We start from the raw sequence: 24,294 nt of genomic DNA, 5'->3' as shown, positions 1-24,294 counted from the left end.
ACGCGCCCTGCGCCAGGCGGTTGGCCCGCCCTGGCAGGGAGAGGTACATACGCGCGGGCGCGCCGCACACGCGCCCTGAGCCCCGGATGAGGGGTGTAAAGGTCTTTCTTACCGGACGGACCTGGTCACGGACGAGTCCATATCGACTCCGTGACGTGACTCATAGTCGGATATCTGAACAGGCCGGGCTTGTGCCCGGCCTGCGTCCGCCACGCGGGACCCACCGCAGATTCTCCGGCCGCCAGGAGGAAACCCCATAGAAGGTCCGGCCCTGGTGTACCGGCCTCAAGAGGTTCGGGGATCGCCCGTTACCCGATTTTGACATGCCGGGCCCCCTGTTCGGGCTAGTCCGAATGGCAACATGCCGTAATCACACAAGGCGGCGACACCCGACGCCGTGTGCCATTACCGCCCTGGCGACCACCTGACCTGCCGGAGGAACCCGATCATGACCGCACGCTCCACCCGTCGTACGGCCGCGAAGTCCCGCATCGCCGCGGTCGGCGCCATCGCGGTCGCCGGCACCATGCTGCTGACCGCCTGTGGCGACCAGACGAAGAACAACGACTCCAGCGGCCCGGACAAGGCCGGGACCAGCGCCGGTGCCTCCAGCGAGACCTCCTCGCCCGCGGACCTGCTGCCCGCGAAGATCAAGGCCAAGGGCGTCATCAAGGTCGGCTCGGACATCGCGTACCCGCCGGTCGAGTTCAAGGACAAGTCCGGCGAGACCGTGGGCATCGACCCCGATCTCGCCGACGCGCTCGGCAAGGAGCTGGGCGTGGAGTTCCAGTTCGAGAACGGCACGTTCGACACCCTGATCACCGGCCTGCGCTCCAAGCGCTACGACCTGGCGATGTCGGCGATGACCGACACGAAGGACCGCCAGGAGGGCATCGACCCGGAGACGAAGAAGAAGGTCGGCGAGGGCGTCGACTTCATCGACTACTTCACCGCCGGTGTCTCGATCTACACCAAGAAGGGCGACGACCAGGGCATCAAGACCTGGGCAGACCTCTGCGGCAAGAAGATCGCCCTCCAGCGCAACACGGTCTCGCACGACCTGGCCAAGGCCGAGTCGAAGAAGTGCACGGGCGGCAAGAAGATCGCCATCGAGGCGTACGACAACGACCTGGAGGCCCAGACCCGGCTGCGCTCGGGCGGCGCCGACGCCGGTTCCTCCGACTTCCCGGTCGCCGCGTACGCGGTGAAGACCTCGGGCGGCGGCAAGGACTTCCAGCTCGTCGGCGAGCAGGTCGAGGCGGCCCCGTACGGCATCGCCGTCGCCAAGGGCAACGACCAGCTCACCCAGGCCATCAAGGCGGCCATGGACGCCATCATCAAGAGCGGCGAGTACGACAAGGTCATCGCCAAGTGGGGCGTCGAGGCCGGTGCGGTCACCGAGGCCAAGGTGAACGGCGGGTCCTGACCGGATTCCGTCCCCGAAAGGCATGAGCCGTGACTGACATCGAGAAGAAGACGGGCCCGGCCGACGAGCCGCCCGCACCCCCCGCCGTGCCGGCGTCCGGGCCGGAGGCCATCAAGGCCATCCCGGTCCGGCACTACGGCCGGTACGTCTCGGCGCTCGTCGCCATCGCCGCGTTCGTCGCGATCGTCTACGCCTTCAGCCAGGGCAGGATCAACTGGGGCGCGGTCCCGGACTACTTCTTCGACGACCGCATCATCGAGGGCGTCGGGCAGACCCTGCTGCTGACCGCCCTGTCGATGGTCATCGGCGTGGTCGGCGGCATCCTGCTGGCCGTCATGCGCCTGTCGAAGAACCCGGTGACCTCGTCCATCGCGTGGTTCTACATCTGGTTCTTCCGCGGCACACCGGTCCTGGTCCAGCTGTTCGTGTGGTTCAACCTGGGTCTGGTCTTCGAGTACATCAACCTCGGGCCGGTCTACAAGGACTACTGGTCGAGCTTCATGACGCCGCTGCTGACGGCACTGCTCGGCCTCGGCCTCAACGAGGCCGCGTACATGGCGGAGATCTGCCGGGCCGGTCTGCTCTCGGTGGACGAGGGCCAGACGGAGGCCTCGCACGCGCTGGGCATGAGCCACGGCAAGACCCTGCGGCGCGTCGTGATCCCGCAGGCCATGCGGGTGATCGTGCCGCCCACGGGCAACGAGGTCATCAACATGCTCAAGACCACCTCCCTGGTGGCGGCCGTGCAGTTCTACGAACTCTTCAAATACGCCCAGGACATCGGGCAGAGTTCCGGGGCCCCGGTGGAGATGTACTTCCTCGCCGCGGCCTGGTATCTGATCATGACCTCGGTGCTGAGCATCGGGCAGTACTACCTGGAGCGGTACTACGCGCGCGGCTCCAGCCGGAGCCTGCCGCCGACCCCGCTGCAGAAGGTACGGGCCACGCTGCTGTCGTTCGGCCGCCCGAAGGGAGGCATGGCATGACCGCCATGGTGAAGGCCGAGGGCGTCCACAAGTCCTTCGGCGCCGCACACATCCTCAAGGGCATCGACCTGGAGGTCGCCCCGCGCGAGGTCTTCTGCCTGATCGGCCCGTCCGGTTCCGGCAAGTCGACGTTCCTGCGGTGCATCAACCACCTGGAGCAGCTCAGCGCCGGCCGGCTGTACGTGGACGGCGAGCTGGTGGGCTACCGCCAGAAGGGCGACAAGCTCTACGAGCTCAAGGACAGCGAGGTCGCCCTGAAGCGCCGGGACATCGGCATGGTCTTCCAGCGCTTCAACCTGTTCCCGCACATGACGGCGATCGAGAACGTCATGGAGGCTCCCGTCCAGGTGAAGCGCGAGTCCAAGGCGGTCGCGCGGGCCCGTGCCGAGAAGCTGCTCGACCGGGTCGGCCTCGGCGACAAGGCGAAGAACTACCCCTCGCAGCTCTCCGGCGGCCAGCAGCAGCGGGTGGCCATCGCCCGTGCCCTGGCCATGGAGCCGAAGCTGATGCTCTTCGACGAGCCCACGTCGGCGCTCGACCCGGAGCTGGTCGGTGATGTGCTCGACGTGATGCGCGGGCTCGCCGAGGACGGCATGACGATGATCGTCGTCACCCACGAGATGGGCTTCGCCCGCGAGGTCGGCGACGCGCTGGTCTTCATGGACGACGGGGTGGTGGTCGAGTCGGGCCACCCGCGCGATGTCCTGACCAACCCGCAGCACGACCGGACGAAGTCGTTCCTGTCCAAGGTGCTCTAGGACGCCGTTCCATGACGGCACGGGGGCGGGGAGGCGGTACGTACCGCCTCCCCGCTCCCGTTCCCGCCCACGCCCCCGTTCCCGCCCACGCCCCCGTTCCCGCCCACGCCCCCGCCCGCGTCACGTCTTCGGCAGCAGCTCCGGGCTGAGCACCAGCTCCCGCAGCTGCGCGCGGGTGAGCGGCGGGGACTTGAGGAGCGGCCCCTGCACGATGTCGGCCTCGAAGCCGGTGCTGTCGCGCACGTTCAGTTCGCCGCCGTCGGCGAGGACGAGCCGGGCGGCCAGCTCCGGACCCCAGTGCGGGGTGCCGTCGCCGTAGTCCATCGCGTCGCTCCAGACGGTGAGCACCCGCCCGTCCGAAAGCTCCTCGCGCACACAGTCCGTACGGGCCGGCTCCCCGTTCGCCACCTTGCACAGGTCCTTGACCCGCGGGCTGCCGCCCAGCTTCCGCTCCACCGCCTTGGCGTCCCTGACGTCGACGGTCAGATAGCCGACGCCGCCGTCCTTGCGGACCGCGTACTGCCCGTCCAGCGGCCCGGCCCTGGGCGGCTCGGGCGGCAGCGGCGACGCGTGCTTGATGATGTCGGCGAACGACACCTCCTCGACCGAGCCGACACCGCTGGGCAGCAGCTGGGTCAGCCGCGCCGCCCGTCCGGTGCCGCTGGGCTCGGCCGGCGCCGCGACGGACGAGGTCTGCGGCGCCCGAGCCTCCGGGGAGGCGAGCTGGGGCACGACGAACGCCCCCAGCGCCACCGTGCACACCGCCCCCGCCGACACCCCGGCCCTGCGCCGCCACCGCACCCGCGCGGCCTTGGCGTAGACCGCATCCGTACTGATCACCGGCCGCCCCGCGTCCTCGGCGGCCCTCCGCAGCAGTTCACGCACCTGGTCGCTCATACCAATGCCTCCGCCATCTCGGCGCGCAGCGCCGCCAATCCCCGAGCCGCGTGGCTCTTGACCGTGTTCTCCCGCATCCCGAGCATCTCGGCGGTGGCCTCGACGCTCAGGTCCTCCCAGTACCGCAGCACCAGCACCGCCCGCTGCCTGGGCGTGAGCCGGGCGAGCGCCGCCCGGACCGCCAGGCCCGTGTCCGTGTCGGGCGCCTGGGCGGCGCGGTCGGGCAGTTCCCCGTACGCCTGCTCGCGTCGCCAGAACCGGCGGCGGGCCGCGATGAAGGTGTTGACCAGGGTTTTGCGCGCGTACGCCTCGATGTTGTCGAGCCGCCCGTGCCGCCGCGCCCCGAGCACCACCTTGACCAGAGCCGTCTGGACCAGGTCCTCCGCCTCGTGCCGGTCACCGCAGAGCAGGAACGCGCTGCGGAACAGGGCGGTGCGGCGGCTCTCGACGAAGGCGTGCAGCGCGGCGTGCTCATCGCTCCGCATCCTCGGTGTCCTTCCCCCGGCCCGCGGGTGCGGACCGTCTCACCCTTCCAGTGCGGTGGGGTGCGGCGGAGGTTGCGGCAGCCGGGCAGGAAAAATGGAGGCCGCGCAGGCATACGGGCCACGGCCCCCCGGACCCGTAATACCCTGTACCCTTAACGACCCATTACGACCGCACCGCACAGCCCATGGACCGACGCCGTAAGGACTATTCGTGGAACTGGCCTATTACTCGGACTACGCCGTGCGCCTGGTCAACACCGAGGAACCGGCCCGCAACAAGGACGTCCTCACCTCGGTCGAAGCGGTCCGGGACCTGTTCGGCGTCAACGGCCAGGCGGCCCGGCGGGCGACCGACGCGGACGTCACCCGGTTCCGGTCCGTACGGGCCCGGCTGCGCACGGTGTTCGAGGCCGCCGACACCGGGGACGAGCGGCTCGCGGTCGACCTGCTGAACTCGCTGCTGCTGGAGTTCCCGGTCAGCCCGCAGGTCTCCGGCCACGACATCCGCGACGCGGACGGCAAGCCGGACTGGCACATGCACCTGGCCGACCACCCGTCCAACGCGACCGCGGGCTACGCCGCGATCGCCGCCATGGGCCTGGCGTTCCACCTCACCTCGTACGGCGTGGACCGGCTCGGCCTGTGCGAGGCCGCGCCCTGCCGCAACGCCTACCTGGACACCTCGACCAACCGCTCCCGCCGCTACTGCTCGGACCGCTGCGCGACCCGCGCCAACGTGGCCGCCTACCGGGCCCGCAAGCGCCTGGAGACCGAGCGCGCCGCCGAGACCGGCCGCAGCGCGGAGACCGCCCAGGCCACCACCCCGCGCACCGAGCGCTGATCCTTCGTCAGCGGCCGGTAGCGGGCCCGGACCCGGGCGAGCACCAGCTCCTCGGGCACCGTCCCGTAGTCCGTGCTGTCCCCGCCCGCGTAACTGTTGTCCCCCAGCACCCACCAGCCCCCGGCCCGCCGCTCCACGGCCCGCTTGACGACCAGCAGGTCCTGCTGGAACGGATGGCGCAGAATCACCACGTCCCCGGGGCGCACCGGCGCCCCGTACTGCACGAGAAGCCAGTCCCCGTGGTGGAGCGTGGGCACCATCGAGGGCCCCGTCACCTCCACCACCTGGAACGGCACCCGCGCCGCCAGCCCCCGCGCGGGCTGCTCATCGGCCAGCTCAGGCACCTCCGGTACCTCCCTCATCTCCTCCGGCACCTCCCCGGTCCGTCCAGTACACCGTCCCCCACAGCGTTTCGTACATTCGGCCACCGGACCCATCCCCATCCCGGACTTTTGGCCTAAGCCCCTGGGGGCACCCGCAAAAAGAGGCTTCTCACGGAGTAATGTCCCACCTGAGAAGACGATCACGAGGAAGGACAGCTCCATGCTTTCCCGCCTGTTTGCCCCCAAGGTGAAGGTCAGCGCTCACTGCGACCTGCCCTGCGGCGTGTACGACCCGGCCCAGGCCCGCATCGAGGCGGAGTCCGTCAAGGCCGTCCAGGAGAAGTACCAGGCCAACGATGACCCGCACTTCCGGGCCCGCGCGGTGGTCATCAAGGAACAGCGCGCCGAGCTCGCCAAGCACCACGTCTCGGTGCTCTGGAGCGACTACTTCAAGCCCCCGCACTTCGAGAAGTACCCGGAGCTGCACCAGCTGGTCAACGACGCCCTGAAGGCCCTCTCGGCCGCCAAGGGCTCGACCGACCCGGCCACGGGCCAGAAGGCGCTGGACCTGATCGCCGAGATCGACAAGATCTTCTGGGAGACCAAGAAGGCTTGATCGGCCGCCGGTTCGGCCGTCGGCCGGACCGCAGGTCAGAGCAGGAACGAGAGAGGCCCGGCCGCTTTTCGCGGCTGGGCCTCTCCCGTGTGAAATGGGAGGGCCAGTGGTCAGGGCCCCCACCAGGTCATGCGGTTCGAATGACATCGGCGCTCTTCTGGCTTGGGCGAGCCCGCCCGGCCGCGACCGTCAAGCAGCGGCCGGGCGGGAGATCGAGGGTCGGCCCGCGTCGGCGCGGGCCTCGGCCCGATCCGTCTGCCACAGGGAGGAGGGGCGGACAGAGCGAGCCGAGGGCCGACTACCGCCCCCGGGGAGAGCTTCCCTCCCCCCCGGGACGGAGCCTTGACTTCGGCGGGCAGGACGCATCACGTCGAAGGTGCTGGGGAGCTTCCAGACGCCCGGCAGGCCGTTGATCACGGCAGCCCTTCCGCCGCGCTCGGTGCGGCGGAGATCCCGGATCGTTCGCCACGACCCCTCGCAGCGGACGAGGTCGCCGGCGCGAACCTGCGCCGGGGTCACGGTGACGGTCGTAAGCGCATGAGTGCCGTTCATCGGCTTGCCCGGATTCCGGCGACGAGCAGAACCGTGAGGCCCGCCAGAACGCTGAGGTAGATCCACTCGGGCGCCTGTCGGCTCACAGGGGCCCCTCGGCGATGAGGACATTGATCCGCGTGGACAGCTCGATGTCCGCCCGAGCCAGCGGCATCCACGTCTGAGGGGCGCCCGGAGCGAAGCGGCAGAGGCCGGCATGCGTACGAAACAGATACCGGGCCGCGACCCGCATACGCTCGGCCCGTTTGCGCGAACAGCGATCAGGGCGATGCGTGCGGGACTTCCCGGTCGGGTGCGGCTGCGGGCGCGGTCATGTCGAGCAGGAGCATGGTGTCGTGGTCGGGGGTGCCGGGTTCGGCGGTGTAGACGCCGACGCGCTGGCCGGGGGTGCCTTCCAGCTGCATGGACTGGGAGGTGAGCGTGAGGGTGCCGACGCGGGGGTGGTGGAACGTCTTCTGTACGGGTTTACGGCCGGTGACCTCGTAGCGTTCCCACAGCCGGGCGAAGTCGGGGCTCTTGAGGAGGAGTTCGCCGACGAGGTTGGTCAGGTCCGGGGCGTCGGGAGCGGTCCCGGCGACGGCCCGCAGGCGGGCGACGCAGGCGGTGATCTGGCGGTCCCAGTCGGTGAACAGGGTGCGCGAGGCCGGGTGGAGGAAGAGGTAGCGGGCGAGGTTGCGGTGTTTGGCCGGCCAGTCCTCAAGGCCCGCGTACAGGGCGAGGCCGCCGGGGTTCCAGGCGAGCATGTCCATGCTGCGGCTGATGACGTAGGCGGGGTTCGGCCGCAGCGATTCCAGCAGCAGTTTCAGGTGGGGGCGCACGGTGCGGCTGGGGGCCGGGGGCGGTTCAGGGGCGTAGCGGGCGGCCCGCGCGGCGAGCTCGCGCAGGTGCTGATGCTCCTGGTCGTCCATGTGCAGGGCGCGGGCGAGGGAGTCGAGGACGGCGGGGCTGGGGCGGGTTTCCTTGCCGCGTTCCAGGCGTACGTAGTAGTCGATGCTGATGCCGGCGAGAGTGGCCAGCTCCTCGCGGCGCAGGCCGGGGGTGCGGCGGATGCCGGCGCCGACGGTGAGGCCGACGTGTTCGGGGCTGGTCCGGGTGCGGCGGGCGCGCAGGAAGCGGCCCAGCTCGGCGCCCTCGCTGTTCGCGCTCCGGGATGCCATGACTCCAGTCTCACCCGCCCGGCACCCGCCGCGCAGCCGGGAGGGGGGCCCTGCCATTACCCCCGAAGAGCTCGCCCTGCCACGCGCGAACGATCCGGGTGAAGGTGGATGAGGAAGACGCCGGCCTGTTCCCTCCCGCCCCGGCTTCGACGGGCACGGCCTGCCGGGCCGGGCCAGAGTGAAAGACCGGGTAAGACCCATGATCGGAAGAGGGCGAGATGCGGTACATCAAGCTGCGTGACCTGGAGGTTTCCCGGATCGGCCTGGGTGCGATGGGCATGTCCCACGGCTACACCGGCTCGGGCACCGATGACGCGGAGTCGATCCGGACCGTGCACCGGGCCCTGGAGCTGGGCGTCACGCTGATCGACACCGCCGAGATCTACGGTCCGTACACCAATGAGGAGCTGCTCGGGCGGGCGCTGAAGGGCCACCGGGAGAAGGTGGTGCTGGCCACCAAGTTCGGCCTGGTCTCCCACGCAGGGGAGGGCGCGTGGAACCTGGACTCCGGCCCGGCCAACATCCGCACCGCGGTCGAGGGCTCCCTGAGGCGGCTGGGCACCGACCACATCGACCTGTACTACCAGCACCGCGTCGACCCGAACACGCCGATCGAGGAGACCGCCGGCGCCGTGGGCGAGCTGATCGCCGAGGGCAAGGTCCGCGCCTTCGGCCTTTCCGAGGCAGGCCCGGACACCGTCCGCCGTGCCCACGCCGTCCAGCCCGTCACCGCGGTCCAGTCCGAGTACTCCCTGTTCACCCGGGGAATCGAGGACCGGGTGCTGCCCGTCCTGCGGGAGCTGAACATCGGCCTGGTCCCGTTCTCCCCGCTGGGCCGCGGGATGCTCACGGGCACGGTGCGCTCCACCGACCAGTTCGACGAGAACGACTTCCGCCGCGACAACCCCCGCTTCACGGGCGAGAACTTCCGGCGCAACCTGGCGCTGGCCGACGAGGTCAAAGCCCTGGCCGACGAAGCCGGCGCCACGCCCGGACAGGTGGCGCTGGCCTGGCTGCTCGCCCAGGGCGACGACATCGCCCCCATCCCCGGTACCAAGCGCGTGGCCCGGGTCGAGGAGAACGCGGCTGCCGACGCGGTCACGCTGACCGCCGATCAGTTGGAGCGGCTCTCCAGCCTGCCGGCCGCCGCCGGCGACACCCACACCGAAGCCCAGGCCCGGATGCTCGAACGCTGATTTCTCCGCGCCACCTCGTACGACCCCCGTTTGGAGCAGTACCCCTGATGCGTGCAGCAGTGATGCACGGAGCCGGTGACGTCCGCGTCGAGGACCGGCCCGACCCCGAGATCGTCCAGCCCACCGACGCCGTGGTGCGCGTCGTCGCGTCCTGTGTGTGCGGCAGCGACCTGTGGCCCTACGCCTCGATGCCCGCCACCGGCACCGGCCGCCCCATGGGCCACGAGTTCCTCGGCGTCGTCGAGGACACCGGTCCGGACGTGACCGGGCTGAAGACCGGTGATCTGGCCGTAACCCCGTTCACCTACAGTGACAACACCTGCGACTACTGTGCCAAGGGCCTGCACATCTCCTGCCGCAACGGCGGCCGGTACGGCCTCGACGGCGTCGACGGAGGCCAGGGCGAAGCCGTACGCGTCCCGCACGCGGAGGGCACCCTGGTGAAGCTGCCGGTGACCGCCGACTCCGCGCTGCTGCCCTCGCTGCTCGCCCTCTCCGACGTGATGACCACCGGCCACCACGGCGCCGTCACCGCCGGCATCGGCCGCGGCGATGCGGTGCTGGTCGTCGGAGACGGCGCGGTCGGCCTGTGCGCCGTGATCGCCGCGAAGCGGCTGGGCGCCGAGCGAATCGTGCTCGCCGGCCGCCACGAAACCCGCACCAGCCTGGGCCGTGAGTTCGGTGCCACCGACGTGGTCGCCGAGCGCGGCGAGGAGGGAATCGCCCGCATCCGCGAGCTGACCGGCGGCGTGGACAAGGTCATCGAGGCCGTGGGCACCCGCCCGGCCTTCGACACCGCGCTCGGGGCGGTCCTGGACGGCGGCACCATCAGCCGTCTGGGCGTCCCCCAGTACGAACAGGGACCGATCGGCCCGGCCGAGTTCATGCGCAACATCACCCTGACCGGCGGCGCCAGCCCTGCCCGCGCCTACATACCCGAGCTGCTGCCCTACGTCCTGGACGGCACCATCACCCCCGGCCGCGTCTTCGACCGGGCCTTCCCCCTCGACCGGACACCGGACGCCTACCGGGCCATGGCCGACCGCCAGGTCGTCAAGGCCCTCATCCGCCCCTGACCACCCGCCCCCACACCGTGAAGGACATCCCGCTCATGCAGACCGTCACCCTGAACAACGGCGTCGCGATGCCGCTCCTCGGCTTCGGCGTCTACCAGATCCCCGCCGAGGACACCGAGCGCGCCGTCTCCGAGGCCCTGGCCGCCGGCTACCGTCTGCTGGACACCGCCGCCGCCTACGGCAACGAAGAAGCCGTCGGCCGAGCCATCGCCTCCAGCGGCATCACGCGCGAGGAACTGTTCGTCACCACCAAGCTGTGGGTCCAGGACGCCCCCGCCCAGGACAACACCCGCCGCGCGTTCGAGACGTCCCTGACCAAGCTGGGCCTGGACCACCTCGACCTGTATCTGATGCACCAGCCCTTCGGCGACGTCTACGGCCAGTGGCGTGCCATGGAAGCGCTCAACCGCGAGGGCCTGGCGAGGGCGATCGGCGTCGCCAACTTCTACCCCGACCGGCTGATCGACCTGATCATCAACAACGAGATCACCCCGCAGGTCAACCAGATCGAGACCCACCCCTTCTTCCAGCGCGCCGACTACCAGGAACTCATGCGCGAGCACGGGGTACAGATCCAGTCCTGGGGCGGCTTCGCCGAAGGCAAGAACGACCTGTTCACCAACCCGCTCCTCGCCGAGATCGGCAAGGAGTACGACAAGTCCGTCGCCCAGGTCGTACTTCGCTGGCTCACCCAGCGCGGCGTCATCGCCATCCCCAAGTCCGTGCGCGCCGAGCGCATGGCCGAAAACCTCGACGTCTTCGACTTCGAGCTCACCGACGAGCAGCTGGCCCAGATCGCCACCCTCGACACCGGCAGCACCCTGTTCTTCGACCACCACGACCCCGAAATGGTCACCTGGCTCGCAGCGCGCCGCCTGGGGAGCTGAACGCCTCGACCTGCCCCTCGCCGGCCGCGGGTGTCCTCAAGGCGATTGCCTGGGGCACCCGCCCGGCTTCCACGGTTCACCGGGAGCAGCCCACCATGATCAAACCACCGCGCCACGGCGCCCTGCCCGGTCGGCGCGCCGTCCTGCGCGGGGCGCTGCTGACCACAACAGCCGCTGTGGGCGCGACCCCCCTGCCAGGTTGCTCACCATCCTCACCGCGGTCCAGCACCCCAGCCGCCTCCCAGTCCGCCACGACGAGCGGAAGCAACGTGAAACGAATCCTGCTGGCCTACTTCTCCCGCCCTGGGCGAGAACTACTACTACGGGGGCCGCACGGACCTGAAGGTCGGCAACACCGAGACGCTCGCCGAGAAGATCGGCAGCCGCATCGTCTGCGACACCTATCGCATCCAGGCCGCCGCCCGCTACCCGCACGACTACGACGACACCGTGAAGCGCAACGTCCGTGAGCAGGACACCGACGCCCGCCCAGCCGTCGAGGGCCGCTCGCCCTCCCTCGACGGCTACGACACCATCCTCCTGGCCGGCCCCATCTGGAACGTCCGGGCGCCCATGATCATGACGGCGTTCACCGAAGCCCTCGACTTCCGCGGCAGGACAGTCCACCCGGTCACCACCTACGCCATGAGCGGCCTGGGCACCACCGAACGCGACTACGCCGCCTCCTGCCCCGGCGCGACCATCGCCGAGGGCCTCGCGGTACGCGGCGAAGAGGTCAAGGACGCCGACACCGAAGTCGCAGCATGGCTGCGAGACATCGGGCTGCCCATCCGGTGACTCGTCCGGCCGGTGACCCGGTCCGGCCGGAGACGTCACGGCTGCTCGCCGTCCTCGTCACCGTCCTCGGACGCATCCGGGTCGCGGAAGGGCCACAGCCCCTGGCCAGAGCCGCAGGCCGGAGCACCGACGCACCCGGCAACAGCAAAAGGCCAGGTCAGCGTCCCGCAAGAAGATCCCCGCAGGTCACGACCTGGCCGATCACTAGACCAGGAAGGCTTGATCTCCGGTCGGGTGGTCTGTCCCGCGATTGCGCGGGCCCGGCCGCCCACCTGTCCGCACCCGGTCCGTCGCGGCCGCCGAACACGGCGGACGCGGGACCCGGGTGCGGTGTTTCGCGGCCTCTCGGCGGCCCGGAAATTCGGTTTCGGGCCGGTGTCGCCGTCACTAGAGTGCGGCCGTGGAGATCACCTACGAACGCTTCGAGCCGGCCGACGCCGAAGAGCTGGTCGGCTTCCTCTCGGGCGACACCTGGCCGTTTCACGGCTCGGACGTCGTCGACCCGGCAGATGCCCGGAAGTCGGTCGCGGGGGGCAGCTACGACGACCAGGACAACCGGACGTTCTGGATCACGGCCGGCGGTGAACGCGTCGGCTTCGTCCGGCTGATGGACCTGTCCGACCGCACGCCGATGTTCGATCTGCGGATCCGCTCCGAGCGCCGGGGCCAGGGCCTCGGGGAAGGGGCCCTGACCTGGCTCACGGAGTACGTGTTCGCCGAGTTCCCCCTGGTCCAGCGGATCGAGGGCAACACGCGTCAGGACAACGCGGTGATGCGCCGTACCTTCCAGAAGTGCGGTTACGTGAAGGAAGCGCACTACCGCGACGCGTGGCCGGCGTCCGACGGCACGCTGCATGACGCCGTCGGGTACGCGATGCTGCGACGCGACTGGGTCTCCGGCACCACGACGGTTCCCGACTGGAACGACGAGCGCATCGGCTAGGGGAGGCCGGCCCATCTGCCCATGACCGCGCGGTCATCCCCCGCGCCTGCCTCCGGACGCCGCGCGGCAGTGTCACGCCGGGTCATCCGTCGGCCGCCGGCCCAGGAACGTACCGGCGAGCAGCGCGCCCGCCAGGACCAGTGCGGAGTTGACCAGGATCGCGACCGAGACACCGGACAGGACGCCTTCCGGGCCCGGGTCGCCGAGGGCGGTGACGCGGGCGGTGACGATGGCGCTCATGACGGGGATGCCCAGGGTGATGCCGACCTGCTGGGTCATCGTCGCGAGGCCGGTGGCGAGGCCCTGTTCGTCGTCGGGGAGGCCGGAGGTCGCGGTGACCATGAAGCCGACGATCATCAGCATGTTGCCGATGCCCCCGATGAACGTGGCGGCCAGCAGGAGCTGGATCCAGGCTCCGGATGTGCCGAGCGCGACCAGGGAGAGCGTGGCGAGTGCCTGGACGACACCGCCGGAGACGATGGTCGCGCGGGTGCCGTAGCGGCCCACCACCCGGCCGCCGAGCGTGCCGCCGATCACGGTGCCGATGCCGAGGACGCCGAAGGCCAGGCCGGTGGCGAGGGGTGAGTAGCCGAGGACTTCCTGGAGGTAGAGCGTCAGCAGGAAGACGAGGGAGGTCTCGGTGACGAAGGCGATGAGGCCGGTGGTGTTGCCCCAGATGACGCTGCGGCGCTTGAGGATGCGTACGGGGACGAGCGGCGCGGCCGCCCGCTTCTCCACGAACCAGAAGCCGACGAGCAGCGCGAGGCCGGTCAGGAGTGCGGCCAGGGTGGTGGGGGTGGTCCAGCCGGTCGCTCCGGCCTGGGTGAGGCCGTAGACCAGGAGCAGCAGGCCGCCGGTGACGGTCACGGCTCCGGGGATGTCGAGCCGGGGCCGCTCGGTGGGGCGCGCGTCGGTGATGACGGCCGGGGCCAGGGCGACGACGAGGGCGGCGACGGGGACGTTGACGAGGAAGGCCCACCGCCAGGAGAGCAGGTCGGTGAGGAGGCCGCCGAGGATCGCGCCCGCGGTGAAGCCGGCGGACATCAGGGCCCCGTTGAGGCCGAGGGCGCGTTCGCGCAGCGGGCCCTCCTTGAACGCGGTGGTCATGAGGGCGAGCCCGGCCGGGGTGACGGCGGCGGTGGCCAGCCCCTGGAGAACGCGGGCGGTGAGCAGCACCTCCGGTGAGGTCGCGAGGCCGCCCAGCGCCGAGGAGAGGCCGAGGACGGCCATGCCCCCGATGAACAGGCGCTTGCGGCCCACGAGGTCGGCGACGCGGCCGAACAGGAGCGTGAACCCGGCGGCGGCCAGGGCGAACGCGGTGGCGATCCACTGGAGGTCCCGGAGGGCGAAGCCGAGCCCCTCACCGACGACGGGCAGCGCCACGTTCAGGATCGAGAAGTCCACGGCGATCATGAACTGGGCGCCGAGGAGCAGGGTCAGGACGAGCTTCTGGCGGCCGGTCATGCGGGCGGCCGGTGCGGGCCGGTCGGCGGTGGGTGCGGGATGCGACGGGGTACGGCTGGGCGCGGACATGATGGTCCCTCCTCAGACGGACACTAAATGGTTCTGCGGTTCCGTTAAGATGGGGCGACCGTAGCAGAGGAACGGTTACTAATGGAACTGGAGACCCGTTATGGCATCCGAGGGTGTGGAACCCGGCACCGTACGGCCCGGCGGGCGGACCGCGCGGGTCAGGGAGGCCGTCCTGCGGGCGGCGGGCGACGCGCTGGCCGAGCACGGCTTCGACCGGCTCGACCTCGCCGATGTCGCCCGCCGCGCCGAGGTGGGCAAGACGACCGTCTACCGGCGCTGGTCCTCCCCCACCGGCCTGATCGCGGACCTGCTGGACGACATGGCCGATCAGTCGTCACCCCGCGCGCGGACCGGCTCGCTGGCCGATGACCTCAGGGCCAACGCCCGGCTGGTGCTGAAGACGCTCACCGATCCGCGTCAGGGCGCGCTGTTCCGGTCCGTCATCGCGGCGGCGACCTGCGATCCGCGTACCGCACAGGCCCTGCACCGCTTCTACGCGGTCCGGGTCGGGGAGTGGTCGGGCTGTGTCACCGAAGCCGTCGAGCGCGGCGAACTCCCCGCGGGCACCGATGCCGACGAGGTCGTCCGCGCCGTCTCGGCGCCGCTCTACTACCGCCTCCTCGCCAGCGGCGACCCGCTGGACGAGGCCGCCGCCGACCGCGCGGCCGAAGCCGCCGTCCTGGCCGCTAAGGCGGGGGCGTACGTCAGCTGAGCAGCGGTGTGCGTGTGCGTGCGTCGCGCCCCGGGCGGTACGCGCGGACGCCCGCCCGGGACGCCCTCAGCGCGCCAGGAGTGTGCGCAGCCGGGCCGCCCACGGGTGGTCCGCGCCCTGCGCCAGCGTGATCGTCTCGGCCAGCCAGGCGCGCCCGTCGTCGTCGAGCACGGGCAGCGCCGCCTCGAAGTCCTGCTCGTCCTTGGGCCGCAGGGCCCTGGACTTGTAGAGGAGCTGGACCTCGGGCGCGAGGTACGGGATGCCGTCCCCGGAGGCCCTGCCCAGCCGGTCCAGCGGCAGGCGGACCCGGGAATCGCGGCGGAACACCCAGTCGTCGCCCTCCGCGTCGTCCAGCATGAACTGCAGGCGCCACGGCTCGTCCGGGCCCGGCCGGCACCAGATGTCGTGGACTCCGGGAGGCAGGGTCTCGCCGGGGCGCCAGGGGCGCAGCGTGCCGGGAGGATCGGCGGCCCACCACTCCCAGTCCGGCAGGATCCGCTGGATCTCCGACTGGTCCCGGCGCAGCAGGAGTACGTCGATGTCGCCGTGGTCCCGGAAGGCGCGGCCCACGGCCAGCTCGACCGCGTACCCGCCGGCGATCCACCACCGGGTGCGCAGCGGGGCGAGCAGACGCACACCCTCGGCGAGCGGGGGCGGATCCCAGGGGCCCCAGGGGGTTTCCGTGCGCATGCCGTCAGCCTTCGGTGAGGAGGTGGCGGTAGCTGTCGGGGTGGGTGCGCAGGTAGGTGGCCAGGTCCATGGCGGGGCGGCCGGTGAGCCTCGGCACCGCGTCCGAGACGGCGGCCATCTCCCCGGCCGCGATGGCCTCGTACGAGGTCACCCAGCCGGCCACCTCCCAGTCCGGGGCACCGTAGTGGGCCCGTGAGGCGTAGGCCTCCTCGCGGGTCTCCGGCTCGTAGGTGATGGTGCGTCCGGTGACCCGGCTCAGCTCATCGGCGGCCTCGGCCAGAGTGAACGCCACAGGCCCCGTCAGCTCGTACGTCCGCCCGTCGTGGGAGGGACCGGTGGCGTCGGTGTCCGCGAGCAGCACGGCGGTCGCCGCGTCGGCGATGTCCTCGTGGGCCACCGCAGCCACCCGGCCGTCGCCGCCGGGCCCGCGCAGCACGCCGTCGGCGCCGGTCATCGCCGGAAGCCCGGCGAGGTACCAGCTGTCGCGCAGGAAGGTGAAACGGACGTCCGCGGTCCGGATGTGCGCCTCGGTGTCCCAGTGGTCCCGGGCGAAGGTGAACGTGGCATCGGGTTCGGCGCCGAGGAAGGAGACGTAGACGATCCGTTCGACGCCGGCGGCGACCGCCGCGTTCACGGCGGTCGTGTGCTCGCGCACCCGGTCGGGGCTCTCGTGGGCCGAGACGAGGAACAACGTGTGCGCCCCGGCCAGGGCCCGGCGCATGGCCTCGCCGTCGCCGTACGTGGCGGGGGGTGCCGCGTCGGCGCCGGGGAGGTCGGGCAGCCGGGCCGGGTCGCGGCCCAGCAGCCGGACGGGGACTCCGGCGCGGGCCAGCCGGGCGGCGACCCGGCCGCCGAGCGCGCCGCTCGCCCCGGTGACGGCGGTGAGGGGGCCGGTGCTGAGGGCGTCGGGGGCGGGGGTGGGGGTGGGGTCGGGGGCGTTCATGCGGGGGTTCCTTCCTCGGGCTGCCAGGGGCGCACCTGGACGACCGCGTCGACCGGGAGCGGCCCGTAGATGTGCGGAAACTCCTCGCCGCCGGGCGATACGGCCTCGTACCGCACGGGGGCGGGCAGCCGGCCGGTGTCGATGACGAGGACCACGAGGTCCTGGTCAGCGGCTCCGGCCCGGCTTCCCGCGCCGTACAGCATCTCGGCCACACCGGGGAGCTGGTGGGGCAGCGAGCAGTGGATGAAGCCCTCTTCGTGCAGGGTGCGGCCGCGGGTGGACATCTCGTACGTCCCGGTCCCGCGGGCCGCTTCCCACAGCGGGCCTTCGGTGAGGTGCAGCAGTTCGGCCATGGGCCGAGGTTAGGCCGTGGGACAGGCCCTAACCGCGTCGGCGCGTCCTGCGGGCCATCACCATGGCGCCGGTACCGGCGGCCAGCAGCGCCGCCGCGATGCCGCCGATCACCCACTCACCGCCGCGCGAACCGGTGTGCGGGAGTTCGCCGCCGGGGTGGGGCGGGCGGTGCGGCCAGGTGTGGGTGGGCTCCGGTCCCGGCGCGGACGGCGACGGTACCGGCGCGGGGGTGGGCGACGCGTCGGTCGGGGACGGCGTCGGCGTCGGGGACTCGTCGGTCGGGGTCGGCGTCGGGGACTCGTCGGTCGGCGTGGGAGTCGGCGTCGGGGTCGGGGTCGGGGAGTCCGTGGGGGTCGGGGACGGTGACGGCTCGGCACCGCAGTCCGGCAGGTCACCGTCGAACGGATAGGAGTGCAGTTCCTGGCCGCCCGACTCGCCCGCCGAGGTGTGGGTGAGCGAACCCGCCGTGTAGAAGCGGCCGTTGACACCGCTCGCGCTGGCCGTGGCCCGGCTCGACGGCTGTCCGATCAGCACACTGCCCTGGAACTGGCCGGAACCCCTCAGTCCGACCTCGGTGGCGTCCGGGAAGTTCCACATCAGGTGCTCGCGCAGGCCCGTCTGCGGCAGCGAGCCCATGTACGTACTGATGGTGCGGGCGTCGCCGTAGACGTTGACGAGCACGGTCGCGCCGTCCGGGATGCCCGCGAAGACGATGCCCTGGTCGCCGCCCGAGCCGCTCACCACGTCGGCGTCGAGGGCGAAGACCTGGAGCGCGGAGGTGCCGTCACCGGTGAGGACGGTCTCGAAGCCGTCGTTCACGGTGGTGCCCGTCACCGGGCGCCGGTGGTCCGCGTTGTCGTCGTACGCGTAGCAGTGGCTCGCCGCGGTGAGTTCGTCGCGCAGCCCGGCGTACGGGGCCGTCGCGGCCGGGTCGTGGACGGGGGCGTCCACCGGGTCGACGGTGCCGGTCAGCGTCCCCGCGTAACGGACCCGGCCGGTGTTCCGCATCTCCACCGCGACGATCCGCTGCCCGCTCGCGACGGTGATGTCGCCGCCCACGGTCAGGTAGTCGCTGCCGTTGGGCGGGGGCACCCGCGAACCGACGCCCGCGACGCCCACGTTGTAGATCTGCGAGGCGCCGGGCCGCTTGTCCATGTCGAACGCGCCGAGCGTGACGATCCGGCCCTCGGCCTCGGCCGCCGCCTCCCTGACCAGGTAGTCGCCGCCGACGTAGATGTTGATGTTGCTGTCGTGGTTGCGGACCGGGTCGTTGCTCGGGTCGTTCCACGTGGTGGGGCAGTCGTCACCCAGGCACGGCCCGAGCCCGCCGGGCAGCGGGGCGGCGAAGGCGGCGGGCGCGGCAGCGCCCAGCACGACCGTCGCCGCGGCGACGACCACCGCCACGCGGCGCCTTTTATCACCTTTGATGAGTTTTGATCCCATGGGCGCACTATGCAGCGTCCCGGGCCCCGCGCCGGGGGTGCCACACCGCGCGGCCCGGCAAGGTCCGCCGCGCGGGCCCCGCCCGCGGGGCCGCTCAGCCCGCCAGGAGCGCGGCCTCGGCCTCCGGGGTGAGCCCCGGGCCGGGCCGGTCGGGGCGCTGCGGCGCCGTCCCGCCCAGCTCGCACAGCCACGCCCAGGTGTCGGCGACCGTCTCCTCGACCGGCCGGCAGCGCAGCCCCGCCGCGTACGCGCGGCTGACATCGCCCTGGTGCAGGGTGTCGTACACCTCCCCCGGCGGCAGCCAGACCGGCAGGTCGGTCCACGGCTCCACGCCCGCCGCGAGGATCTTGTCCGCGTCCGTCCAGCGCAGCTCCGCGTCCGAACCGGTGGCCCGCACACAGGCGTCGAGCAGCTCACCCATGGTGGTGTGCCCCGGCCGGCTGACCAGGTTGTACGGGCCGTGCAGCCCGCGCTCCGCCGCGTCGAGCAGCCAGCCGGCGAGGTCGCGGGCGTCGATGTACTGGAGATCCAGGTCCGGGGTGCCCGGCGCCACCACCGGGCCGCCTCGGGCGATCCTGTTGAGCCACCAGGGCAGCCTGCCAATGTTCTCCCAGGGGCCGATGATCAGACCGGCGCGGGCCAGGAGCGCCCGGTCACCGAAGGCGTCCAGCACGGCCAGTTCACCGCCGCGCTTGGCATGGGCGTACGACTCGCCGTCCTCGGAGTCCGGCGAGGCACCCTCCACCACGGGACCGTCCTCGGGCAGACCGGCCGGCGCCGGAAACGCGTACACGGAACGGCTGGATACGTACGTGTACCGGGCGGCCCGGCCGGTCAGCAGGCGGGCCGCGTCGCGCACCGCCGACGGCGCGCCGCTCCACGTGTCGACGACCAGGTCCCAGGTGTGGCCTTCGGTATCCGGCGCGTCGGCCGCGGCGAGCGCGGCCAGTCCGCCGTCGGCGGTGCGGTCACCGATCAGTTCGGCCACTCCGGCCCGGGGCGCGTGGTGGCCCCGGTGGAAGACGGTGACCTCCCAGCCGCGCGCGAGCGCCGCCTCGGTGACGGCCCGTCCGACGAACTGTGTTCCGCCCAGCATCAGAAGCCTCATGAAGGTGACTCTGCCCTGTGGCGCGGCGATCCGGAACGGTCCACGCTTGCGGCTGAATCGGCCGGGACCGGGAACTCCGCGGCGGCGGTGGGCGTCAGGAGCGGGCTGCGGTGGCGCAGCAGCCACTGGTGGTATCCGGCCACTCGCCGGGCCGCCTCGCGGTAGGCGGCCTCCAGTTCCCCGTAGACCGCGGCCATGTCGGCGCCCGGCCGGGAGACGAGGAGCAGCCGGACGCCGAGCGGGTCGTCGCGCAGGGGGCGGATCGCCATGTCGTCGCGGGGGCCCGAGGTCGGCTGGCAGGGGGCGACCGCCTCGCCGAGCACGACGAGGGAGGCGGCGGTGAGGTAGTCGCCGTGCAGCACGGCGGGCGCCACCCCGGCCGCGCTGAACACCCGGCGCAGCCCGTCCCATTCGCCGTCCACCGTGGGGTCGACCATCCACCGGTCGGCGGCCAGGTCGGTGAGGTCGACGACGGGCAGCGCGGCGGCCGGGTGGTCGCGGGCCATGGAGACGAACTGGGGTTCGCGGTCCACGAGCACCCGCTGTTCCAGGCCCTCCGGGACGGCGAGCGGGCAGCCCTCCACCTCGTGCACGAAGGCGACGTCGAGCCGGCCCGTGTCGACCGCGCGCAGCAGGGCGTGGGCGGACACGTCGACCCGCAGCGAGATGTCGGTGCCGGGCAGCCGAAGCCTCAGCCGGCGCAGCCAGCCGCCGATGACCCGGCTCGCGGTGCAGCCGATGCGCAGCCGGGGCCCCTCGGCCCGCGCGGCGTCGGCCTCCGCCCTGGCGTCGCTGACCAGGGCGCTCATGCCCTCGACCAGGGGGCGGGCGCGGCTGAGGACGGCGCGGCCGAGGAGGGTGGGGCGGCAGCCGGTGCGTCCGCGGCTGAAGAGTTCGGCGCCCAGGGCGTTCTCGATCCGGCGCAGTTGGGTGGTGAGCGCGGGCTGGCTCACGCCGAGTGTGCGGGCCGCCCGGTGCAGGCTGCCGGTGTCGGCGATGGCGCACAGCGCCCTGAGGTGCCTCACCTCAAGCTCCATGCTGCCGAGGGTAGGGCGGCCCGACCGGGTGCACCACGGGCTGTAACTCTGCCAAAGACCCATAATCCGGCATTGGTTCAGGCCGTGGACCCGAAGCGTGCATCAGGCATGCACCCGGCGTGCACCTGCGGCGTGTACGGGGCGTGCACCCGCGGCGCGTACCGGGCGGGCATCTGCGGCGCACACCGGGCGCGCACCTGCCGCGCGTACCAGGCACGCACCCGCGGCGCGTACCGGGCGGGCCCCAAGCGGTGTGGACCGGCTCCGTGAACCGGCGCGGGTCCGTCGCTCACAGGGGGATAAGGCCGCGTTATCACCGGCTGACATCATCCGCCCCGGCTCCGCTTCCCCGACACTCTCTGCGTACCGACCCCGTCCGAGTCCGAACATCGGACGGGTTCCTCTGGCAGGTAACTGGTAGGAGACCCCCCACATGAGACACCCCAGGACCGTCATGTCGGCCGTGCTCGGCCTCGGCCTCGGCATCGCCGCCGCGCTGGGCACCACCCCCGCGCTCGCCGCCCCCGCGCCCGCCGCCCCCACCGCGCACGTGGCGTACACCGCACATTCCGGTTCGCACGAGAGCGCCGCGGCGAACAAGGCGTTCTTCGAGGCGGTCGTGAAGTCGGTGGCCGAGAAGCGGGCCGCCAACCCGGGCGCCCAGTCCGTCACCATCGTCTACAGCGCCGCCAACGCCCCGAGCTTCCGCACCCAGATAGCCAACAGCGCACAGATCTGGAACAGCTCGGTCTCCAACGTCCGGCTCCAGGAGGGCTCGAACGCGGACTTCGCCTACTACGAGGGCAACGACCCGATGGGCTCCTACGCGAGCACCGACGGGCACGGCAACGGCTACGTCTTCCTGGACTACGCGCAGAACCAGCAGTACGACTCGACCCGGGTCACCACCCACGAGACCGGGCACGTGCTCGGCCTGCCGGACCACTACACGGGCCCGTGCAGCGAGCTGATGTCGGGCGGCGGCCCCGGCCCGTCCTGCACCAACCCGTACCCGGACGCCAACGAGCGCAACCAGGTGAACTACCTGTGGCAGTACGGCTTCGCGGCCGCACTCACAGCCGGCGGTTCCTGACCGGACCGGACCGGTTCCTGACCGAACCGGTCCGACCGGTGGGCCGCCTCGCAGGACGAGGCGGCCCAGCGGCCGTTCAGGCGGCACCGAATTCGGTACGCACGAGGGTCAGGAGTTCGTCCGGCGTGAGCCCCAGGCCGCGGGCCTCCTCGACCGTCTCGCGCACCCGTTCCAGCAGGCGGGCGCGGTGCGGGGACGCCCCGTCGGCGATGGCGGCGCCCCGGCCCCTGCGCAGTTCGATCAGGCCCTCCTCGCGCAGCCGCTGGTAGCCGCGCAGGACCGTGTGCACGTTGACCCCGAGCGATTCGGCCAGGACCCGGGCGGCGGGCAGCCGTTCGCCGGGGGCCGCCGCGCCGTCGGCCACGGCGCGGCGGACACAGGCCGCGATCTGGTCGCCGAGCGGCACGGTGGAGGTGGGATCGACCCGGAAGAGCATGGTCACTGTTCCGTTCGGTGCTGGTCGATCAGGGTGTTGAGCAGCGCGGCGCCGGTCGCCGAGTCGTCCACGGTCACCGCGAAGTCCCGGCCGTTCGCCAGCCGTGCCACGATGCCCTCCCCCGAGCGGATCATGACGCCGGTACGTCCGGGCCGGATGCGGTAGCCCCAGCCGCCGTACTCGGTGAGCGGGCTGATGTCGCGGCTGGTCGCCCCCTCTATCCGGTCCAGCGAAACCCGCACGCGCGGCCAGGGCAGCAGCCCGGAGACGGTGATCCCGCGCCGGTCCACGGTCACGTACGGACGGGCGAAGCTCGCGACGAGCACGCCGAGGACGAGGGCCGGCAGGGCGACGGGCCAGGTCGCGGTGAACAGCAGGGCGACGCCCGTGCCGAAGGTCAGGAGCGCGATGAGCGACAGCCACCAGGACCCGGCGCCGCGCGCCCATCCGGCGACCTCGCCGGGTCGCAGCGCGATCCGCTTCCGCTCCCCCTCGGCCCCACCGCCCCCGTCCGGCTCGGTTGCGGGGACCAGTGCGGCCACCAGGAATCCCAGCCCGAAGCCGACAGCGGCCACCCCGAAGGCCGCGGCCAGATGCCACAGCGGGAACGAGACGTCCTGCCCTTGGCCCTGCGCGTCCTCGACCGCGTCCACGTTGATGAGCATGACGGCGGCCATCAGGTAGCCGAGGAACCCGGCGAGCGCGTAGCCGCAGCCGATCATTGCGCGGGAAGCCGAGCCGTAGAACTTTCCCAGCCCCGCCATCAGCGCCAGCAGAATGCCGCAGCCGACCAGCACCAACGTGGTGACGACGACGTACGAGGTCTGGCTCGCGTAGTCGTCCACCCGGCCGTTGCCCACGAAATGGCTGGCCAGCCGGGCGGGAAGCCGGTCGCGGCGGGTGGCGAAGAGGATCAGGTCGGTGGCGAGCGCGAGCAGGAACGGCAGGGCGGTGAGGACCACGCGGCCGATGTTTTTCCGGTTCATGAAAACCTCCATTGTTCGCATGCTAGTAGAACAATGGAGGCCATGGCAACGAGAAACGAGAGAGGGCGGTACGCCCATGTGCGACACGGTGCCGCGGTGCGGGTGCGGCGCCGCATCGCCCGAGAGGCCGAAACGCCGAACCGCCCGGCGGCGCAAGGCCGTCGGGCGGTTCGAGGTCGAGCGGTTGAGTGTCGAGCGGTTCGGGGTCGAGCGGTTGAGTGTCGGGGGGCGGGGCGGTTCGGAGGGAGCTGATCGGGGGGAGCTGATCAGCGGGAGCTGATCGGGGGCGGCCGGGAGGCCGGCCGGTCAGGCCGTTTCGAGTGGGAACGCGCCGCGGTGGCCGGTGCCCGCGCCCGCTGTCGGCCGGGGCTCGAACTCCCGGCAGCTCCAGACCTCCTGGACGAAGCCGGTGCGCCGGTCCCACAGGCCGAGCACGTCCTGCTCACCGGCCGTGCCCCGGTACTCCTCCTTCGCGCCCCGGAAGCAGGCGAGCCCGCCGGAGAGGCCGCGGACCGGTACCGGGTCCTGGGCCGGGAAGTAGTCCGAGAACGCGCAGGCTATGCAGGTCCTGAGCATCACTCCGGGCGGCAGCTTCCGCTGGATGGTGGCCAGCGCGGACCCGAAGTCGCTCTCGGCCCGGTGCGACCGGAAGGCCGCCCCGCCGAACTGCAGCTCCAGATACAGATACGGGTCGGGCCTGCGCAGCGACAACAGACAGCTGAGCGTCGCCTGCCGCTCCACCCCCTCCGCGGTGACGGGGAACGGCAGGTCCCACTCCAGGACGCAGTCGTTCAGCGCCCCGTCCGTCAGGGCGAACACATCGCTCTCCACCGGCGCGCCGGCCACCGGGCGCAGGCCGTCGAAGCTCGTGCCCTCGAAGTCCACGCCCCTGATGCGGAGCCGGAGTTGCTGTCCGTCGGTGGTGAGGATGACGGCGTCGGATCCCTGCCGGTCCCGGTACCACCCTGCCCACGACTCATCTGTCATGAGCAGGGACTGTAGCCCCTGCCTCCGACAC

Annotated in this window: 26 protein-coding genes; 12 read left to right on the top strand and 14 right to left on the bottom strand. The window is 71.8% G+C overall.

Features of this window, described 5'->3' with window-relative positions:
* Window positions 1–448: 448 nt before the first annotated feature.
* Genes B082_RS0101045 through B082_RS0101035 form a run of 3 tightly spaced genes read left to right on the top strand, consistent with a single transcriptional unit; the run spans window position 449 to window position 3,170 of the window.
* Window positions 449–1,426 carry an ABC transporter substrate-binding protein gene (locus tag B082_RS0101045; RefSeq protein ID WP_018549963.1) on the top strand — a complete coding sequence of 326 codons (978 nt, stop codon included), beginning with the start codon at window positions 449–451 and terminating at the stop codon, window positions 1,424–1,426.
* Window positions 1,427–1,455: 29 nt separating this feature from the next.
* Window positions 1,456–2,412, top strand: a complete 957-nt coding sequence (locus tag B082_RS0101040) for an amino acid ABC transporter permease (RefSeq protein ID WP_018549962.1) — start codon at window positions 1,456–1,458, stop codon at window positions 2,410–2,412.
* Window positions 2,409–3,170, top strand: coding sequence for an amino acid ABC transporter ATP-binding protein (locus tag B082_RS0101035; protein WP_018549961.1), 762 nt, complete (start codon window positions 2,409–2,411; stop codon window positions 3,168–3,170). The genes B082_RS0101040 and B082_RS0101035 overlap by 4 nt, the downstream gene beginning before the upstream one ends.
* Window positions 3,171–3,290: 120 nt before the next feature.
* On the opposite strand, the gene B082_RS0101030 is transcribed toward B082_RS0101035, so the two are convergent.
* Both B082_RS0101030 and B082_RS0101025 read right to left on the bottom strand, forming a co-directional pair.
* Entirely contained in the window at window positions 3,291–4,067 is a 777-nt protein-coding gene (locus tag B082_RS0101030; RefSeq protein ID WP_018549960.1) for a hypothetical protein, read from the bottom strand.
* Window positions 4,064–4,552, bottom strand: a complete 489-nt coding sequence (locus tag B082_RS0101025; protein ID WP_018549959.1) for a SigE family RNA polymerase sigma factor — start codon at window positions 4,550–4,552, stop codon at window positions 4,064–4,066. Before B082_RS0101025 ends, B082_RS0101030 begins: the two co-directional genes overlap by 4 nt.
* Before the next feature lie 211 nt (window positions 4,553–4,763).
* Here B082_RS0101025 and B082_RS0101020 point away from each other — a divergent pair, with 211 nt between their 5' ends.
* On the top strand, window positions 4,764–5,393 hold the full coding sequence (locus tag B082_RS0101020) for a CGNR zinc finger domain-containing protein (RefSeq protein ID WP_018549958.1): 630 nt from the start codon (window positions 4,764–4,766) through the stop codon (window positions 5,391–5,393).
* Here the strand turns inward: B082_RS0101020 and sodX are convergent.
* Window positions 5,297–5,755: a nickel-type superoxide dismutase maturation protease gene (gene sodX, locus B082_RS0101015; protein ID WP_199783736.1), complete on the bottom strand. Its 459-nt coding sequence runs from the start codon at window positions 5,753–5,755 to the stop codon at window positions 5,297–5,299. The genes B082_RS0101020 and sodX overlap by 97 nt on opposite strands.
* Before the next feature lie 181 nt (window positions 5,756–5,936).
* On the opposite strand from sodX, the gene sodN reads away from it, so the two are divergent.
* A complete protein-coding gene (gene sodN, locus B082_RS0101010) occupies window positions 5,937–6,332 on the top strand; it encodes a superoxide dismutase, Ni (RefSeq protein ID WP_018549956.1) in 396 nt (131 codons plus the stop codon).
* 812 nt (window positions 6,333–7,144) lie between these two features.
* Here the strand turns inward: sodN and B082_RS0101000 are convergent.
* The gene (locus tag B082_RS0101000) at window positions 7,145–8,041 is read right to left on the bottom strand and encodes a helix-turn-helix transcriptional regulator (protein ID WP_018549954.1); all 897 of its coding nucleotides are present in this window, start codon (window positions 8,039–8,041) and stop codon (window positions 7,145–7,147) included.
* A 218-nt stretch (window positions 8,042–8,259) separates the two neighbouring features.
* Here B082_RS0101000 and B082_RS0100995 point away from each other — a divergent pair, with 218 nt between their 5' ends.
* From B082_RS0100995 to B082_RS0100975, 5 genes are all read left to right on the top strand, one after another.
* On the top strand, window positions 8,260–9,237 hold the full coding sequence (locus B082_RS0100995; RefSeq protein WP_018549953.1) for an aldo/keto reductase: 978 nt from the start codon (window positions 8,260–8,262) through the stop codon (window positions 9,235–9,237).
* 47 nt (window positions 9,238–9,284) lie between these two features.
* Window positions 9,285–10,313: a zinc-binding dehydrogenase gene (locus tag B082_RS0100990; protein ID WP_026249294.1), complete on the top strand. Its 1,029-nt coding sequence runs from the start codon at window positions 9,285–9,287 to the stop codon at window positions 10,311–10,313.
* A 35-nt stretch (window positions 10,314–10,348) separates the two neighbouring features.
* Window positions 10,349–11,200, top strand: coding sequence for an aldo/keto reductase (locus B082_RS0100985; RefSeq protein WP_018549951.1), 852 nt, complete (start codon window positions 10,349–10,351; stop codon window positions 11,198–11,200).
* A 303-nt stretch (window positions 11,201–11,503) separates the two neighbouring features.
* On the top strand, window positions 11,504–11,998 hold the full coding sequence (locus tag B082_RS35365; RefSeq protein WP_199783743.1) for a flavodoxin: 495 nt from the start codon (window positions 11,504–11,506) through the stop codon (window positions 11,996–11,998).
* A gap of 400 nt (window positions 11,999–12,398) precedes the next feature.
* The gene (locus B082_RS0100975) at window positions 12,399–12,941 is read left to right on the top strand and encodes a GNAT family N-acetyltransferase (protein ID WP_018549949.1); all 543 of its coding nucleotides are present in this window, start codon (window positions 12,399–12,401) and stop codon (window positions 12,939–12,941) included.
* A gap of 72 nt (window positions 12,942–13,013) precedes the next feature.
* Here B082_RS0100975 and B082_RS0100970 read toward each other — a convergent pair whose 3' ends face one another.
* Complete coding sequence (locus B082_RS0100970) at window positions 13,014–14,474, bottom strand: MFS transporter (RefSeq protein ID WP_018549948.1); 1,461 nt, start codon at window positions 14,472–14,474, stop codon at window positions 13,014–13,016.
* Window positions 14,475–14,574: 100 nt separating this feature from the next.
* On the opposite strand from B082_RS0100970, the gene B082_RS0100965 reads away from it, so the two are divergent.
* Window positions 14,575–15,186, top strand: coding sequence for a TetR/AcrR family transcriptional regulator (locus B082_RS0100965; RefSeq protein ID WP_018549947.1), 612 nt, complete (start codon window positions 14,575–14,577; stop codon window positions 15,184–15,186).
* Between the two features lie 66 nt (window positions 15,187–15,252).
* On the opposite strand, the gene B082_RS0100960 is transcribed toward B082_RS0100965, so the two are convergent.
* The 6 genes from B082_RS0100960 to B082_RS0100935 all read right to left on the bottom strand — a co-directional run bounded on the left by B082_RS0100960 (window position 15,253) and on the right by B082_RS0100935 (window position 20,761).
* A complete protein-coding gene (locus tag B082_RS0100960; RefSeq protein WP_018549946.1) occupies window positions 15,253–15,876 on the bottom strand; it encodes a nucleotidyltransferase domain-containing protein in 624 nt (207 codons plus the stop codon).
* A gap of 4 nt (window positions 15,877–15,880) precedes the next feature.
* Window positions 15,881–16,819, bottom strand: coding sequence for an SDR family oxidoreductase (locus B082_RS0100955; RefSeq protein WP_018549945.1), 939 nt, complete (start codon window positions 16,817–16,819; stop codon window positions 15,881–15,883).
* The gene (locus B082_RS0100950; protein WP_018549944.1) at window positions 16,816–17,172 is read right to left on the bottom strand and encodes a DUF952 domain-containing protein; all 357 of its coding nucleotides are present in this window, start codon (window positions 17,170–17,172) and stop codon (window positions 16,816–16,818) included. Before B082_RS0100950 ends, B082_RS0100955 begins: the two co-directional genes overlap by 4 nt.
* A 28-nt stretch (window positions 17,173–17,200) precedes the next feature.
* Window positions 17,201–18,616, bottom strand: a complete 1,416-nt coding sequence (locus tag B082_RS0100945) for a choice-of-anchor A family protein (RefSeq protein ID WP_051094559.1) — start codon at window positions 18,614–18,616, stop codon at window positions 17,201–17,203.
* 94 nt (window positions 18,617–18,710) lie between these two features.
* Window positions 18,711–19,712 (bottom strand): NAD-dependent epimerase/dehydratase family protein, encoded by a 1,002-nt coding sequence (locus B082_RS0100940; protein ID WP_018549942.1) that lies wholly within the window; start codon window positions 19,710–19,712, stop codon window positions 18,711–18,713.
* An 8-nt stretch (window positions 19,713–19,720) separates the two neighbouring features.
* Entirely contained in the window at window positions 19,721–20,761 is a 1,041-nt protein-coding gene (locus tag B082_RS0100935; protein ID WP_202453317.1) for a LysR family transcriptional regulator, read from the bottom strand.
* A 433-nt stretch (window positions 20,762–21,194) separates the two neighbouring features.
* On the opposite strand from B082_RS0100935, the gene snpA reads away from it, so the two are divergent.
* Window positions 21,195–21,854, top strand: a complete 660-nt coding sequence (gene snpA, locus B082_RS0100930) for a snapalysin (RefSeq protein ID WP_199783735.1) — start codon at window positions 21,195–21,197, stop codon at window positions 21,852–21,854.
* A gap of 76 nt (window positions 21,855–21,930) precedes the next feature.
* Here snpA and B082_RS0100925 read toward each other — a convergent pair whose 3' ends face one another.
* From B082_RS0100925 to B082_RS0100915, 3 genes are all read right to left on the bottom strand, one after another.
* A complete protein-coding gene (locus tag B082_RS0100925) occupies window positions 21,931–22,290 on the bottom strand; it encodes a GntR family transcriptional regulator (RefSeq protein WP_026249293.1) in 360 nt (119 codons plus the stop codon).
* Between the two features lie 2 nt (window positions 22,291–22,292).
* A complete protein-coding gene (locus B082_RS0100920) occupies window positions 22,293–23,276 on the bottom strand; it encodes a hypothetical protein (protein ID WP_018549938.1) in 984 nt (327 codons plus the stop codon).
* 306 nt (window positions 23,277–23,582) lie between these two features.
* A complete protein-coding gene (locus tag B082_RS0100915; RefSeq protein WP_018549937.1) occupies window positions 23,583–24,263 on the bottom strand; it encodes a DUF6304 family protein in 681 nt (226 codons plus the stop codon).
* Window positions 24,264–24,294: the final 31 nt, after the last annotated feature.

The sequence above is a fragment of the Streptomyces sp. ATexAB-D23 genome (assembly GCF_000373645.1).
In the GTDB taxonomy this organism is placed as follows: domain Bacteria; phylum Actinomycetota; class Actinomycetes; order Streptomycetales; family Streptomycetaceae; genus Streptomyces; species Streptomyces castrisilvae.
The sequence above is the reverse complement of the archived record's forward strand: the minus strand, read 5'-3'. Positions and strand labels throughout refer to the sequence as shown.

What these genes read in the sequence shown, in the direction of transcription:
- B082_RS0100915 (WP_018549937.1), bottom strand. Translation starts at nt 24,263, where the DNA reads ATGACAGATGAGTCGTGGGCAGGGTGGTACCGGGACCGGCAGGGATCC.
- sodX (WP_199783736.1), bottom strand. Translation starts at nt 5,755, where the DNA reads ATGAGGGAGGTACCGGAGGTGCCTGAGCTGGCCGATGAGCAGCCCGCG.
- B082_RS0101025 (WP_018549959.1), bottom strand. Translation starts at nt 4,552, where the DNA reads ATGCGGAGCGATGAGCACGCCGCGCTGCACGCCTTCGTCGAGAGCCGC.
- B082_RS0100955 (WP_018549945.1), bottom strand. Translation starts at nt 16,819, where the DNA reads ATGAACGCCCCCGACCCCACCCCCACCCCCGCCCCCGACGCCCTCAGC.
- B082_RS0100945 (WP_051094559.1), bottom strand. Translation starts at nt 18,616, where the DNA reads ATGGGATCAAAACTCATCAAAGGTGATAAAAGGCGCCGCGTGGCGGTG.
- B082_RS0101000 (WP_018549954.1), bottom strand. Translation starts at nt 8,041, where the DNA reads ATGGCATCCCGGAGCGCGAACAGCGAGGGCGCCGAGCTGGGCCGCTTC.
- sodN (WP_018549956.1), top strand. Translation starts at nt 5,937, where the DNA reads ATGCTTTCCCGCCTGTTTGCCCCCAAGGTGAAGGTCAGCGCTCACTGC.
- B082_RS0101045 (WP_018549963.1), top strand. Translation starts at nt 449, where the DNA reads ATGACCGCACGCTCCACCCGTCGTACGGCCGCGAAGTCCCGCATCGCC.
- B082_RS0100990 (WP_026249294.1), top strand. Translation starts at nt 9,285, where the DNA reads ATGCGTGCAGCAGTGATGCACGGAGCCGGTGACGTCCGCGTCGAGGAC.
- B082_RS0100960 (WP_018549946.1), bottom strand. Translation starts at nt 15,876, where the DNA reads ATGCGCACGGAAACCCCCTGGGGCCCCTGGGATCCGCCCCCGCTCGCC.
- B082_RS0100995 (WP_018549953.1), top strand. Translation starts at nt 8,260, where the DNA reads ATGCGGTACATCAAGCTGCGTGACCTGGAGGTTTCCCGGATCGGCCTG.
- snpA (WP_199783735.1), top strand. Translation starts at nt 21,195, where the DNA reads ATGAGACACCCCAGGACCGTCATGTCGGCCGTGCTCGGCCTCGGCCTC.
- B082_RS0100925 (WP_026249293.1), bottom strand. Translation starts at nt 22,290, where the DNA reads ATGCTCTTCCGGGTCGATCCCACCTCCACCGTGCCGCTCGGCGACCAG.
- B082_RS0101030 (WP_018549960.1), bottom strand. Translation starts at nt 4,067, where the DNA reads ATGAGCGACCAGGTGCGTGAACTGCTGCGGAGGGCCGCCGAGGACGCG.
- B082_RS0100935 (WP_202453317.1), bottom strand. Translation starts at nt 20,761, where the DNA reads ATGGAGCTTGAGGTGAGGCACCTCAGGGCGCTGTGCGCCATCGCCGAC.
- B082_RS0100965 (WP_018549947.1), top strand. Translation starts at nt 14,575, where the DNA reads ATGGCATCCGAGGGTGTGGAACCCGGCACCGTACGGCCCGGCGGGCGG.
- B082_RS0100920 (WP_018549938.1), bottom strand. Translation starts at nt 23,276, where the DNA reads ATGAACCGGAAAAACATCGGCCGCGTGGTCCTCACCGCCCTGCCGTTC.
- B082_RS0101035 (WP_018549961.1), top strand. Translation starts at nt 2,409, where the DNA reads ATGACCGCCATGGTGAAGGCCGAGGGCGTCCACAAGTCCTTCGGCGCC.
- B082_RS0100950 (WP_018549944.1), bottom strand. Translation starts at nt 17,172, where the DNA reads ATGGCCGAACTGCTGCACCTCACCGAAGGCCCGCTGTGGGAAGCGGCC.
- B082_RS0100940 (WP_018549942.1), bottom strand. Translation starts at nt 19,712, where the DNA reads ATGCTGGGCGGAACACAGTTCGTCGGACGGGCCGTCACCGAGGCGGCG.
- B082_RS0100970 (WP_018549948.1), bottom strand. Translation starts at nt 14,474, where the DNA reads ATGTCCGCGCCCAGCCGTACCCCGTCGCATCCCGCACCCACCGCCGAC.
- B082_RS0100985 (WP_018549951.1), top strand. Translation starts at nt 10,349, where the DNA reads ATGCAGACCGTCACCCTGAACAACGGCGTCGCGATGCCGCTCCTCGGC.